This is a genomic window from Streptomyces sp. NPDC000134, assembly GCF_042899225.1.
In the GTDB taxonomy this organism is placed as follows: Bacteria; Actinomycetota; Actinomycetes; order Streptomycetales; family Streptomycetaceae; genus Streptomyces.
Map to the genome: position 1 here is coordinate 1 of NZ_JBIAZN010000043.1, position 14518 is coordinate 14518.

3 protein-coding genes are annotated in these 14518 nt (G+C 72.8%); all 3 read right to left on the minus strand.

The annotated features are described in order from the left end of the window. Positions 1 to 4850, minus strand: a 4850-nt coding sequence (locus ACFY32_RS33845; RefSeq protein WP_390676338.1) for a beta-ketoacyl synthase N-terminal-like domain-containing protein, incomplete at its 3' end; no start/stop codon positions are given. Beyond that, positions 4847 to 11314 carry an SDR family NAD(P)-dependent oxidoreductase gene (locus tag ACFY32_RS33850; protein WP_390676339.1) on the minus strand — a complete coding sequence of 2156 codons (6468 nt, stop codon included), beginning with the start codon at positions 11312 to 11314 and terminating at the stop codon, positions 4847 to 4849. The genes ACFY32_RS33845 and ACFY32_RS33850, both read right to left, overlap by 4 nt. Positions 11315 to 11332: 18 nt before the next feature. Then, positions 11333 to 14518 (minus strand): type I polyketide synthase (locus ACFY32_RS33855; RefSeq protein WP_390676340.1); only part of this gene is annotated, 3186 nt, incomplete at its 5' end.

Here is a 14518-nt window from a genome sequence, read left to right on the forward strand (position 1 = left end):
TCGTCGAACGCTTCGCGGTAGGCGGGGAAGGTTTCGTACAGTTCGCGTCCCATGCCGATGCGTTGGGAGCCCTGGCCGGTGAAGAGCACGGCCAGTCGTCCGCGTGTCGCGGTGCCTGTGGTGACGCCGGGTGCTGTTTCGCCTCGTGCGACGGCGTCCAGGCCGGTGAGTGCCTCGTTGCGGTCGGCGGCCAGGACGACCGCGCGGTCCGGCAGCGCGGCCCGGCCCAGGGCCAGCGCGGCACCCAGCTCGGACAGGTCCAGTTCGGGTCGCCGCACGAGGAAGGACAGCAACCGCTGCGCCTGCGCGCGCAGGGCCGTCGTACCGCGGCCGGACAGCGGCAGGGGTACCGGAACGTCCTTCGGCCAGGTCGATGTCGTATCGACGGCGGCGGGCTCCGCCTGTTCGAGGATGACGTGGGCGTTGGTGCCGCTGACGCCGAACGCGGAGACACCCGCCCGTCGGGGCCGTCCGGTCTCGGGCCACTCCCGCTGTTCCGTCAGCAGTTCCACCGCGCCGGCCGACCAGTCGACCTGCGGGGTGGGGGCGTCGACGTGCAGGGTGCGCGGCAGGATGCCGTGCTGGAGGGCCAGTACCGTCTTGATGACGCCGGCCACGCCCGCGGCGGCCTGGGCGTGTCCGATGTTGGACTTCAGCGATCCGAGCAGCAGCGGGCGTTCGCGGTCCTGGCCGTAGGTGGCCAGGACGGCTTGGGCTTCGATGGGGTCGCCCAGTGCCGTGCCGGTGCCGTGCGCCTCGACCGCGTCCACGTCACCCGGGGTCAGCCCGGCCTGTGCCAGCGCCCGCCGGATCACCCGCTGCTGGGAGGGGCCGTTGGGGGCGGTCAGGCCGTTGGAGGCACCGTCCTGGTTGACGGCCGAGCCCCGCACCACCGCCAAAACCCGGTGGCCGTTGCGCCGGGCGTCCGAGAGCCGTTCCAACGCCAGCACGCCCACGCCCTCGGCCCAGCCCGTGCCGTCGGCAGCCGCCGCGAAGGACTTGCAGCGGCCGTCGGCCGACATGCCGCGTTGCCGGGAGAAGGCTATGAAGATGCCGGGCGTCGGCATCACCGTGACCCCGCCGGCCAGCGCGATCGAGCACTCTCCCGCCCGCAGGGCCTGCGCGGCCAGGTGCAGTGCCACGAGAGAGGAGGAGCAAGCGGTGTCCACGGCGACCGACGGGCCCTCGAAGCCGAGCGCGTACGACACCCGGCCCGACAGCACGCTGGCCGAGGCGCCGAGACCGAGCATGCCCTCCAGCTCGGCGGGCACGGGTTCCACGCCCGACCCGTAGTTGTGGTAGGTCACGCCGGAGAAGACACCGACGTCCTTGCCGCGCAGGGCGGTGGGGTCCAGACCGGCCCGCTCCAGCGCCTCCCACGACGTCTCCAGCATGAGCCGCTGCTGCGGGTCGATGGCCAGGGCCTCGCGGGGCGAGATGCCGAAGAACCCGGCGTCGAACTCACCCGCGTCGTGCAGGAAGCCGCCTTGCTCGGCGTAGCTGGTGCCGGTGTGGTCCGGGTCGGGGTGGAAGAGGGAGTCCAGGTCCCAGCCCCGGTCCGTCGGGAAGTCGCTGATGCCGTCACGGCCGTCGAGTACGAGGTCCCACAGTTCCTCGGGCGTGGTCACACCACCCGGCAGCCTGCACGCCATGCCGACGATGGCTATCGGCTCGTCCGTCGTCGCCGGGACGGCCGCCGGCACCGCGGCCGCGGGCGCCGGCAGGTCGTCGACCAGCTCTTCCAGCAGGAAGGCGGTGAGGACCTGTGGTGTCGGGTAGTCGAAGAGGAGGGTGGTCGGCAGAGTGCGGCCGGTAAGGGCGTTGAGACGGTTGCGCAGTTGTACGGCGGTGGCCGAGTCGAAGCCGATCTGGTTGAACACCATGTCCGGTTCGATGTCGTCCGGCGAGGAGAACCCCAGGACGGCCGCGGTCTCCCGGCGGACGGTGGCCAGCAGGATGCGTTCCTGTTCCGGTGCGGGCTGCCCGGCAAGGTCGGCGGTGAGGACACCGGTGTCCGACGACGGTTCCGCGAGGCCCGGCAGATGGTCGGCCACTGAACCCACGGCGTCGGTCGCTGGGGCGCTTCTGAGCCAGTAGTGCTGGTGTTGGAAGGGGTAGGTGGGGAGGTGGTGGGCGGTGTGTGGGGGTGTGTCGGTGTCGGTGGTGTGGTTGAGGTGGGTGGTCCAGTTGATGGGGAGGCCGCGGGTCCATGCGTGGCCGAGGGAGGTGAGGAGTTGTCGGATGTCGCCGTGGTGGCGGCGGAGGGTGCCGGTGATGAGGAGGGGGCCGGGGTCGGTGGCTTCGGCTGTGGCTTCGGCTGTGGCTTCGATGCTGGTGGTGAGGACGGGGTGGGCGCTGATTTCGATGTAGGTGGTGTAGCCGTGGGTGAGGAGGTGGTGGATGGCGGGGGCGAAGTGGACGGTGTTGCGGAGGTTGCGGTACCAGTAGGTGGCGTCGAGGTGGGTGGTGTCGAGCCAGTCGGTTTCGACGGTGGAGAGGAAGGGGGTGTGGGAGGTGGTGGGGGTGATGTCGGCGAGGGTGTGGGTGAGGTGTTCCTGGATGGTTTCGACGTGGGTGGTGTGGGAGGCGTAGTCGACGTCGATGGTGCGTGCGCGGATGCCGGTCTGCTCGCAGGTGGCGGCGAGTTCGGTGAGGGCTTGTGGTTCGCCTGCGACGACGACGGAGTCGGGTCCGTTGAGGGCGGCTGTCTGGATGCGGTCGTTCCAGGGGGCGGTGAGTTCCTGGGCTTGGGCTGGGGTGAGGGCGAGGGACATCATGCCGCCGTGGCCGGAGAGGTGGGCGGCGATGGCCTGGCTGCGCAGGACGACGACTTTGGCGGCGTCTGCCAGGGACAGGGCGCCGGCTATGTGGGCTGCGGCGATCTCGCCCTGGGAGTGTCCGATGACTGCTGAGGGCTGGACGCCTGCCGTCTGCCACATGCGTGCCAGGGCGATCATGACGGCGAAGGAGACGGGTTGGATGATGTCGACCCGGTCCAGGGGCTGTTGTGTGTGGATGGTGTCGAGGAGGGACCAGCCGGTCAGTGGGTCCATGACGGCGGCGCATTCGTGGAGTGCCTGGGCGAAGACGGGTGAGGTGCCGGCCAGTTCGGCGCCCATGCCGGTCCATTGTGTGCCCTGGCCGGGGAAGACGAACACTGTGCGTCCTTGTACGTCTGCCCGGCCGCTGTTGGTGCCGTCGGCCACGTCCTGGAGTCCGGTGAGTGCTTCGGTGCGGTCCTCGGCCACCACTACCGCGCGGTCCGGCAATGCTGCCCGGCCGTGCATCAGTCCCGCGGCGATCGCACCCACATCCAGCTCGGGGTGTGTGCGTATGAACTCGGCCAACTGCCGTGCCTGCGCCCGCAGTCCCGCTCCGCCACGTCCCGACACCACCAGCGGCACCACACCTTCCGGCCCGGGTACCGCGACCGGTTCTTCCGCCACTTCCTCCAGGATGATGTGGGCGTTGGTGCCGCTCACGCCGAAGCCCGACACGCCTGCTCGTCTCGGGCGCCCTGTCTCCGGCCATTCGCGTTCTTCGGTCAGCAGTTCCACCGCGCCCGCCGACCAGTCCACCTGTGTCGACGGCGCGTCCACGTGCAGCGTCCGGGGCAGCACTCCGTGTCGCATGGCCATGACCATTTTGATGACGCCGGCCACTCCGGCGGCGGCCTGCGCGTGGCCGATGTTCGACTTCAGCGAGCCCAGCCACAGGGGCCGTTCGCGGTCCTGCCCGTAGGTGGCCAGCAGGGCTTGGGCTTCGATGGGGTCGCCCAGTGCCGTGCCGGTGCCGTGTGCTTCCACCGTGTCCACTTCGGCCGGGGTCAGGCCCGCGCCGGCCAGTGCCCGGTGGATGACGCGTTGCTGGGAGGGGCCGTTGGGTGCGGTGAGGCCGTTGGAGGCGCCGTCCTGGTTGACCGCGCTGCCGCGCACCACCGCCAGGACCCGGTGTCCCAGCCGTTCCGCGTCCGACAGGCGCTCCACCAGCAGCACACCCACGCCCTCGGAGAAGCCGGTGCCGTCCGCCGCCGCGGCGAACGCCTTGCACCGGCCGTCGGCCGACAGACCGCGCTGCCGGGAGAAGCCGACGAAGACGCCGGGATTGGCCATGACGGTGACGCCGCCGGCGAGTGCCATCGAGCACTCCCCGGCCCGCAGCGCCTGGACGGCCAGGTGCAGGGCGACCAGCGACGACGAGCACGCCGTGTCCACCGTCACCGCGGGGCCCTCGAAGCCGAGCACGTAGGAGACGCGGCCGGACAGGACGCTGGCCGAGGTGCCCGTGCCCATGACGGCCTCGAGTTCCTCGGGGACGCGGGCTGCGGAGCCGTAACTGTGGTAAGTGACGCCGGTGAAGACACCGACGTCCTTACCGCGCAGGGCGGTCGGGTCGATGCCGGCCCGTTCGAGAACCTCCCAGGAGGTCTCCAGCATGAGCCGCTGCTGCGGGTCCATGGCCAGGGCCTCGCGCGGGGAGATGCCGAAGAAGGCCGCGTCGAAACCGCCCGCGTCATGCAGGAAACCGCCCTGGCGGACGTAACTGGTGCCGGGGTGGTCGGGGTCCGGGTCGAAGAGGCTGTCCAGGTCCCAGCCCCGGTCGGTCGGGAAGTCACCGATGGCGTCACCGCCGGTGGCGACGAGGTTCCACAGCTCCTCCGGAGAGGTCACGCCGCCCGGCAGGCGGCAGGCCATGCTCACGATCGCGACGGGTTCCGACAGCCCTCGGCGGATGTCGGCGTTCTCCCGTTCCAGCCGCTCGTTCTCCATGAGCGTGACACGCAGCGCTTCGACGACCTTCGCGTCGGGAGTGGTCATCCCGGTCTCCGCCTTCTTCCCCATCGTCATCACTTACCGGCCTTGCTCATGGCGCGTTGCACCAGGTCGTCGACGCCCATGTCGGCTATCGCCGTCTCCCGTCCCCGCGCCGGGACTTCCGCCGCGTCCGCTTCCCCTTCCTCGGTGAGCGTCATGAGGGCGTCGAGGACGCCCAGTTCCCGCAGGCGGCTCAGCGGTGTCCTGGCCAGGACGCGGCGCAGGTCCCTCTCGCTGTCCGACGCGGCGGGAGCGGGGGTGTCGTCCAGGCCCAGTGCCGCGCGCAGGTGACGCACGAGGGCGTCGGGCGTCGGATAGTCGAAGACGAGGGTGGTCGGCAGACGGACCCCGGTGTGGTTGGCGAGCCGGTTGCGCAGTTCGACCGCCGTGAGGGAGTCGAAGCCCAGCTCCTTGAAGGCGAGATCGGGGCCGATGGCGTGGGCGGTGGCGTGGCCCAGTACCCGGGCGGCCTCCTCCCGGACCAGGCCGAGCAGGAGCTGTCCCTGTTCCTCGGCGGTGACACGGCCGAGGCGCTGGGTGAAGGCACCGACGTCGGCGGCCGTGCCCGCCGTACGCCGGGGCTGCCGGACCAGGCCGCGCAGCAGCGGCGGCACCGGCCCCGTGGCGGCCTGCGCCCGCAGCGCGCCGAAGTCCAGTCTCATCGGCAGCAGCACCGGCTGGGGCAGGCGCAGCGCGGTGTCGAACAGTGCCGCACCCTCGTCCTCCGACAGTCCGATGACTCCGCCGCGTGCCATCCGCTGCTGGTCGGCGGCGGTGAGATGACCGGTCAGGCCGGTCCCCGAGCCCTGTGTCCACAGACCCCAGGCCAGCGAGACAGCGGAAAGCCCCTCGGCTCGGCGCTGGTGGGCGAAAGCGTCCAGGTAGGCGTTGGCGGCGACATAGCCGCCCTGCCCGGAACTGCCGAGCGTGCCGGCGGCCGAGGAGAACAGGACGAACAGTGCCAGGTCCAAGTGCCGGGTCAGTTCGTGCAGGTGCCGTGCGGCGTCGGCCTTGGAGGCGAGGACGGTGTCCAGTCGTTCGGCGGTCAGGGCGGTGAGTACGCCGTCGTCCAGGGCACCGGCACTGTGCACCACACCGTTCAGCGGGGCGTCCGGGGAGACGGTCGACAGCAGGGCGGCCACGGCGTCCCGGTCGGATACGTCGCAGGCGGCGATGCGGACCCTCGCCCCGAGGGCGGTCAGTTCGCGTTCCAGCTCGGCGGCGCCGTCGGCCCGGGGGCCGCTGCGGCTGGCCAGCAGCAGGTTGCGTACGCCGTGCTCGGTCACCAGGCGCCGGGCCGCAACCTTGCCGAGTGCTCCGGTACCACCGGTGACGAGAACGGTGCCCCGCGGGTCGGGCCGGCGCGGCAGCGTGAACACGTTCTTGCCGATGTGCCGGCCCTGGCTCATGAACCGGAACGCGGCCGGAGCGTGCCGGATGTCCCAGGTGGTGAGCGGCGGCGGGGTCAGAACGCCCTGGTCGAAGAGGGCGACCAGCTCGCTCAGCATCCGCTCGATGCGTTCACCGCCCGCCTCGGCCAGGTCGAAGGCCCGGTAGGTGACGCCGGGGTGCCGGGCACCGACCTCGGTGGCGTCACGGATGTCGGTCTTGCCCATCTCGATGAACCGGCCGCCCCTGGGCAGCAGGCGCAGCGAGGCGTCCACGAAGTCACCGGCGAGCGCGTCCAGGACGACGTCGAAGCCCCGTCCGCCGGTCAGGTCGAGGAACTGCCGCTCGAAGTCCAGGGTGCGGGAGTTGGCGAGCCGGCCGTCGGGTACGCCGGCGGCGTGCGCCGCGTCCCACTTGGCCGGACTGGCGGTGCCGTAGACCTCGGCGCCCCAGTACCGGGCGAGCTGCACGGCGGCCATGCCGACACCACCGGCGGCGGCGTGGATCAGCACCGACTCGCCGCGCTCCAGCCCCGCCAGGTCCCGCAGCCCGAACCAGGCGGTGAGGTAGACGCAGGGCACCGAGGCCGCCTGTTCGAAGGACCAGCCCCTCGGCATGGGGGCGAGGGTGCGGCAGTCGGCTACGGCCACGGGGCCGCCCGCGCCCTCGAAGAGGCCCATGACCCGGTCGCCCGGGGCGAAACGGGTGACGCCCGGACCGACCTCCGTGACCACACCGGCGCCTTCGTTGCCGATGCTGATCTCACCCGGGTACATGCCCAGCGCCATCAGTACGTCACGGAAGTTGAGGCCCGCGGCGCGCGTCTCGATCCGGACGTGCCCAGGAGGCAGTGCCGCCCGTGCCTCCGGCGCCGGCAGGAGGGCCAGGCCGTCCAGCGTGCCCGGGGCCCGCGTGCCCAGCTCCCACGCGGGTTCACCCGCCGGTGCCGTCAGTACCTCGTCGGCGCCGGCCCGGGTGAGACGCCGCTGGTGGCAGACCCCGTCACGCAGGGCGAGCTGTGGTTCGTCGCCGTCGAGCAGGGCGGCCAGCAGGGCGGGGAGCGTGTCGGCGGAGGCCGCCGTGGTGTCCGTGTCGAGGAGCAGGACGCGGCCGGGGTGCTCCGACTGCGCTGTGCCCACGAGGCCCCACGCCGCGGCCACCGCCGGGTTCAGCCGGTCACCGTCCCGCACGCTCACGGCACCCCTGGTCAGCACCACCAGGCGGGTCCGCTCCAGCGCGGGTGCGCCGAGCCACGCCTGGAGCACCTCCAGGGTGCGGTGGGTGACGTGGTGCACGTCGGTGCCCTCGGGTTCGTACAGCAGGACCGCCGACGGTCCGGTCACTCGCGTCACGTCCTCCGCGGTCCGCACGGAGACCGTCTCCACGGGGGCGGCGGGAGCGATCCGCGACTCCTCCCAGCCCACGAGGAACATGTGCTCCAGCGGCGTCCGCCCGCCGGCGCCGACGGCGTCCGGCCCGCCCGTCGGCACCGGCCGCGACACCAGCGACTCGATCACCGCGACGGGCGCGCCGCTCGGGTCGGCCAGACGGATACCCACCCCGTCCTTCCCGGAAGGCGTGATCCGTACCCGCAGTGCCGACGCGCCCGAAGCGTGCAGCGACACCCCTCGGTAGGCGAAGGGCAGCGCGGGGCCGGTGTCAGCGCCGGTGCGGTCGCGGAAGGCGGTGGCGTGCAGGGCCGTGTCGAGCAGCGCGGGGTGCAGACCGAACGCGGCCGCCTCGGCGGTCAGTTCCTCGGGCAGGGCGACCTCCGCGTAGATGTCGTCGCCCCGCTTCCACGCCGCGCGCAGGCCCCGGAAGGCGGGACCGTACCCGTATCCGTCCGCCGCCAGCTCCTCGTAGACGCCGCGCACCCGGTCCTCCGGGACCGGTACCGCTCCGGCGGGCGGCCACCGCGTCAGGTCCTGTGCGTCCGGCTCGGCGCCGCCGCCGGCCGGGCCGCTCTCCGGGCTCAGCGTGCCGCTGACGTGCCGCACCCAGGCCGCCTCCTGACGGCGTGAGTGCACCGACACCTGACGGCGCCCGGACCCGTCCGGCGCGTCCACGGTCACCCGCACCTGCACGCCCTCGTGCTCAGGGAGCGGCAGCGGCGCCTCCACCACCAGTTCCTCGACGGCACCGCAGCCGACCTCGTCCCCGGCCCGCACGGCCAGCTCCACGAAGGCCGCCCCCGGCAACAGCACCGTCCCCGCCGCCGCGTGGTCCGCCAGCCACGGATGCGTACGCAACGACAGCCGCGAGGTGAACAGCACACCGCCGGACCCGGGCAGCTCCGTCACAGCGCCCAGCAGCGGATGCTCGGCCCGCGCCAGCCCGAGCGCCGTGGCGTCAGCCGCGCCTGCGCCCCGGCCCAGCCAATACCGCTGGTGTTGGAAGGGGTAGGTGGGGAGGTGGTGGGCGGTGTGTGGGGGTGTGTCGGTGTCGGTGTCGGTGGTGTGGTTGAGGTGGGTGGTCCAGTTGATGGGGAGGCCGCGGGTCCATGCGTGGCCGAGGGAGGTGAGGAGTTGTCGGATGTCGCCGTGGTTGCGGCGGAGGGTGCCGGTGATGAGGAGGGGGCCGGGGTTGGTGTGTTCGGCTGTGGCTTCGGCTGTGGCTTCGATGCTGGTGGTGAGGACGGGGTGGGCGCTGATTTCGATGTAGGTGGTGTAGCCGTGGGTGAGGAGGTGGTGGATGGCGGGGGCGAAGCGGACGGTGTTGCGGAGGTTGCGGTACCAGTAGGTGGCGTCGAGGTGGGTGGTGTCGAGCCAGTCGGTTTCGACGGTGGAGAGGAAGGGGGTGTGGGAGGTGGTGGGGGTGATGTCGGCGAGGGTGTGGGTGAGGTGTTCCTGGATGGTTTCGACGTGGGTGGTGTGGGAGGCGTAGTCGACGTCGATGGTGCGGGCGCGGATGCCGGTCTGGTCGCAGGTGGCGGCGAGTTCGGTGAGGGCTTGTGGTTCGCCCGCGACGACGACGGAGTCGGGTCCGTTGAGGGCGGCTGTCTGGATGCGGTCGTTCCAGGGGGCGGTGAGTTCTTCGGCTTGGTGTGGGGTGAGGGCGAGGGACATCATGCCGCCGTGGCCGGAGAGGTGGGCGGCGATGGCCTGGCTGCGCAGGACGACGACTTTGGCGGCGTCGGCCAGGGACAGGGCGCCGGCTATGTGGGCTGCGGCGATCTCGCCCTGGGAGTGTCCGATGACCGCTGAGGGCTGGACGCCTGCTGTCTGCCACATGCGTGCCAGGGCGATCATGACGGCGAAGGAGACGGGTTGGATGACGTCGACCCGGTCCAGGGGCTGTTGTGTGTGGATGGTGTCGAGGAGGGACCAGCCGGTCAGTGGGTCCATGACGGCGGCGCATTCGTGGAGTGCCTGGGCGAAGACGGGGGAGGTGCCGGCCAGTTCGGCGCCCATGCCGGTCCATTGCGTGCCCTGGCCGGGGAAGACGAACACTGTGCGTCCCTGTACGTCTGCCCGGCCGCTGTTGGCGCCATCAGCCACGTCCTGGAGTCCGGCGAGTGCTTCGGCGCGGTCCTCGGCTACCACTACCGCGCGGTCCGGCAATGCTGCCCGGCCGTGCATCAGTCCCGCGGCGATCGCACCCACATCCAGCTCGGGGTGTGTGCGTATGAACTCGGCCAGTTGTCGTGCCTGGGCGCGGGTGCCCTGGTCGTCGGCTGCGGAGATGAGCAGGGGCAGGGGGCCGTCGAGGTGGGGGCTGGGGGTGTCGGGGGGTTTGGGAACGTGTTCCAGGATGACGTGGGCGTTGGTGCCGCTCACGCCGAAGCTCGATACTCCGGCTCGTCTCGGGCGCCCTGTCTGCGGCCATTCGCGTTCTTCGGTCAGCAGTTCCACCGCGCCCGCGGACCAGTCCACCTGAGGGCTGGGGGTGTCGACGTGCAGGGTGCGCGGCAGCACTCCGTGTCGCATGGCCATGACCATCTTGATGACGCCGGCTACTCCGGCGGCGGCCTGCGCGTGCCCGATGTTCGACTTCAGCGAGCCCAGCCACAGGGGCCGTTCGCGGTCCTGCCCGTAGGTCGCCAGCAGGGCCTGCACCTCGATCGGATCGCCGAGCCGAGTGCCGGTGCCGTGGCCTTCGACCGCGTCGATGTCCGAGGGGGCGAGGCGGGCGGCGGCCAGGGCGTCCTGGATGACGCGTTGCTGGGAGGGGCCGTTGGGTGCGGTGAGGCCGTTGGAGGCGCCGTCCTGGTTGACCGCGCTGCCACGCACCACCGCCAGGACCCGGTGTCCCAGCCGTTCCGCGTCCGACAGGCGCTCCACCAGCAGCACACCCACGCCCTCCGCCCAGCCCGTGCCGTCCGCCGCCGCGCCGTACGCCTTGCACCGGCCGTCCTCGGCCATGCCGCGCTGCCGGGAGAATCCGACGAAGACGCTGGGCGTCGACATGACGGTGGCGCCGCCCACCAGGGCCATGGAGCACTCGCCCGACCGGAGGGCCTGGGCCGCCAGGTGCAGGCACACCAGGGAGGACGAGCACGCCGTGTCGACGGTCACGGCGGGGCCCTCGAAGCCGAGCACGTACGACACCCGGCCGGTGAGCACACTCGCCGAGCTGCCCGTCATCAGATAGCCCTCGACACCGTCGGGGACCGCGTCGACATCGGTGACGTAATCCTGGTTGAGGGTGCCGAAGTAGACGCCGACGTTCTCGCCGCGCAGGGCGGTCGGGTCGATGCCGGCCCGTTCGAACGCCTCCCAGGACGTCTCCAGGAGCAGCCGCTGCTGCGGGTCCATGGCCAGCGCCTCACGCGGGGAGATGCCGAAGAAGCCCGCGTCGAAGCCGCCCGCGTCATTCAGGAAACCGCCCTCACGGACGTAACTGGTGCCGGGATGGTCGGGGTCCGGGTCGAAGAGGTGGTCCAGATCCCAGTCGCGGTCCTCGGGGAAGGCGCCGACGGCGTCGCCACCGGCCGCCACCAGGTTCCACAGGTCCTCGGGCGACGTCACGCCGCCCGGCAGCTTGCAGGCCATGCCGACGATGGCGACGGGCTCCGTACGCTCGGCCTCGATCCGGTCGAGCCGCTGCCGGGTCTCGTGCAGGTCGGCGGTCACCCGCTTCAGATACCGGACCAGTTTCTCGTCATTGTCCACCGGGGGTCACCTTCCTCTTCACTCGTGGGCGCGGCTGGGGTCCGACGGGTCGACGATCCCGAACTCCTCGTCGATGAAGGCCAGGACGTCGTCGACCGACGCCGTGTCGAGCGTCGTCTGGATGCTGTCGGTGCCGCCGGCCGGTCCGGGGGCGACGGTGCTGAGCCGGGCCGCCAGCACCCGGAGCCGGGCGGCGGCGACGGTGTCCTTGGCACGGTCGGCCGGGCGGGCCGCCACCAGGTCCTCCAGCCGTGCCAGCTCGCTCAGCAGCGGGTCCTCCGCGGTGCCCGTGTCCAGCAGGGTGTTCAGGTGGTCGGCGAGCGCCACGGGTGTCGGGAAGTCGAAGGCGAAGGTGGCGGGGAGACGCAGCCCGGTGCGGGCGAGGAGCCGGTCGCGCAGTTCGATCACCGTGAGCGAGTCGAAGCCGATGTCGGTGAAGGCAGCCCCGTGGCCGATGCGCCCGGCGGAGGTGTGACCGAGGACGTGGGCCGCTTCCTGCCGGACCAGGTCGAGGAGGATCGCCTGCCGGTCGACGGCGCCCACGCCGGCCAGCCGGGTGCTGAGCGCGTCCGCTCCGTCGGCCGGTGCCCGCCCGGCCCGTTGCCGCTCGCGCCGGGGCCGGGGGACCAGACCGCGCAGCAGCGGGGGGACCGGTCCGCCGGCGGCCTGGGCACGCAGGGCGCCCGCGTCCAGCTTCATGGGGAGCAGCACGGGTGTGCCGCCGCGCAGTGCGGCGTCGAACAGCTCCATGCCCTCGGCCGCCGACAGCGGTGTCATGCCGTCGCGGGCGAGCCTGCGGCGGTCGGCGGCGTCGAGCCCGGCGGTCATGCCTGCGTTCTGGGCCCACATGCCCCAGCCGAGGGAGAGCGCCGGGAGTCCCCGGGCGGCGCGGTGCTGTGCCAGGGCGTCCAGATAGGCGTTGGCGGCCGCGTAGTTGCCCTGCCCCGAGCTGCCGAAGGTGCCGGCCGCGGAGGAGAAGAGGACGAAGGCGGAGAGGTCCAGGCCGGCGGTCAGTTCGTGGAGGTGGCGGGCGCCGTCCGCCTTCGGGCGCAGCACCGTGTCCATCCGGTCCGGTGCCAGCGCCGTCAGTACGCCGTCGTCCAGTACGCCGGCCGTGTGCACCACCGCCGTCAGCGGCGCGTCGGCCGGTACCCCGGCCAGCAGGCCGGCCACGGCTTCCCGGTCCCCGACGTCGCAGGCGAGCACGTGGACGCGAGCCCCGGCCGCCTCCAGTTCCGCCGCCAGTTCGGCCGCGCCGGGCGCGGTGGGTCCGCTCCGGCTGGCCAGGACGAGGCTGCGCGCTCCGTGCGTACGCACCAGGTGCCGGGCCACCACCGCGCCGAGCGACCCCGTGCCGCCCGTGACGAGCACCGTGCCGTCGCCGAGCGGTGTGCCGCGGGTCACGGGTGCCTCACCCGGCGTCTGGGCGCGCACCAGCCGGCGCAGGAAGCACCGCCCCTCGCGGACCGCGGCCTGGGTCTCGTCGGCCGCGAACAGGGCGGGTACGAGCGTGCTCAGTGCCGTGCGCGAGGACGGCGCGTCGTCGATGTCGACCAGGGCGACGCGTCCGGCGTTCTCCGACTGCGCGGTCCCGGCCAGACCCCACAGGGCGCCGAGCGCGGGGTCGACGTCCTCTCCCGGTGCCACGGCCACCGCGCCCCTGGTGATCACGGCCAGCCGCGTGCCGTCCAGGACCGGTTCGGCCGACCACGCCTGGACGACGGCCAGCAGGCGGCCGGTCAGGTCGCGCAGGGCGCCGGGTTCCGTCAGTTCGACCGTCAGCGTGCCGGTGGGGCCGCCGCCGCGTGCGGCCAGTGCGCGGACGTCCGCCGCCGTGCCGACCGGCACCGTCACGGACTCCGTGACGCCGTCCGGGGCGGACGGTGCCACCGGCGTCGTCTCCTCCCAGTCCGGGCGCAGCAGGTGCTCGGCGGCCGGACCGCCGGCGAACCGCGCGGGCTCGACCGGGCGGGACACCATCGAGCCCACGGACGCGACGGGGGCACCGGTCCCGTCGGCCAGGTGCAGGGTCATGCTGTCCCCGCCGGTCGGGACCACCCGTACCCGCACGGCCGTGGCACCCGCGGCGTGCAGGGTGACGTCACGCCACACGTAGGGCAGTGCCGTGTGCGCGCCGGTGCGGTCGGCGCGGTGCTGGAAGTCTGCCGCGTGCAGGGCGGCGTCGAGCAGCGCCGGGTGCAGTCCGAAGGCCGCCGCCCGGTCCTCGTGATCGTCGGGCAGGGCCACCTCGGCGTACACCGCGCCGTCCGCGCGCCAGGCGGCCCGCACCCCCTGGAACACCGGCCCGTAGCGGTACCCGGCCTGCTCCAGCCCGTCGTACAGTGCCGCCACCTCCGCCGGGTCCACGGCGACGGCACCCGCCGGCGGCCACACCGACAGGTCCACCGCCTCCGGCGTCGTACCCGGTGTGGTAGCCGGTGTCGTCTCCGGCGCGGACACCGGACGCAGCGTCCCGGAGACGTGGCGGACCCACGCGGCGCCCGCGTCCTCGGCCCGTGAGTGCATCCGTACCGTGCGCCGGCCGTCCTCCCCGGCCGCCCCCACGCTCACCCGCAGTCGCACCCCGGTGCCCTCGGCCAGCGGCAGCGGGGTCTCCATCACCAACTCCTCGACCGCGCCGCAGCCGACCTCGTCACCGGCGCGCAACGCCAGTTCCACGAAGGCCGCGCCGGGCAGCAGTACCGCTCCGGCCGCGACGTGGTCGGCCAGCCACGGGTGGGTGGCCAGGGACAGCCGGGACGTGAACAGCACCTCCTCCGACTCCGGCACCTCCACCACCGCGCCCAGCAACGGGTGTCCGGCTTTCTCCAGGCCCGCCGCCGTCACGTCGCCGACCGCCGCGCCGTCCGCCGTCAGCCAGTAGGTCTCCCGCTGGAACCGGTAGGTCGGCAGGTCGGCCGGGCCGGCGTCGGTCCGGCCCAGCAGCGCGGACCGGTCGATCGGTACGCCCCGGGTGTGGCAGACGGCCAGCGCCGTGAGGACCGCGCGCACCTCGTCGCCGTCGCGGCGCAGCGCGGGCACGAACACCGCCCGGCTCTCCGCACCGGAGCCGAGGCAGTCCCGGCCCATCGCGGACAGCGTGCCGTCCGGGCCGAGTTCCAGATACGTGGTGACGCCGTGGTCGGCCAATGTCTGGATGCCGTCGGCGTAGCGGACGGTGGCGCGTGCGTGGTGGGCCCAGTA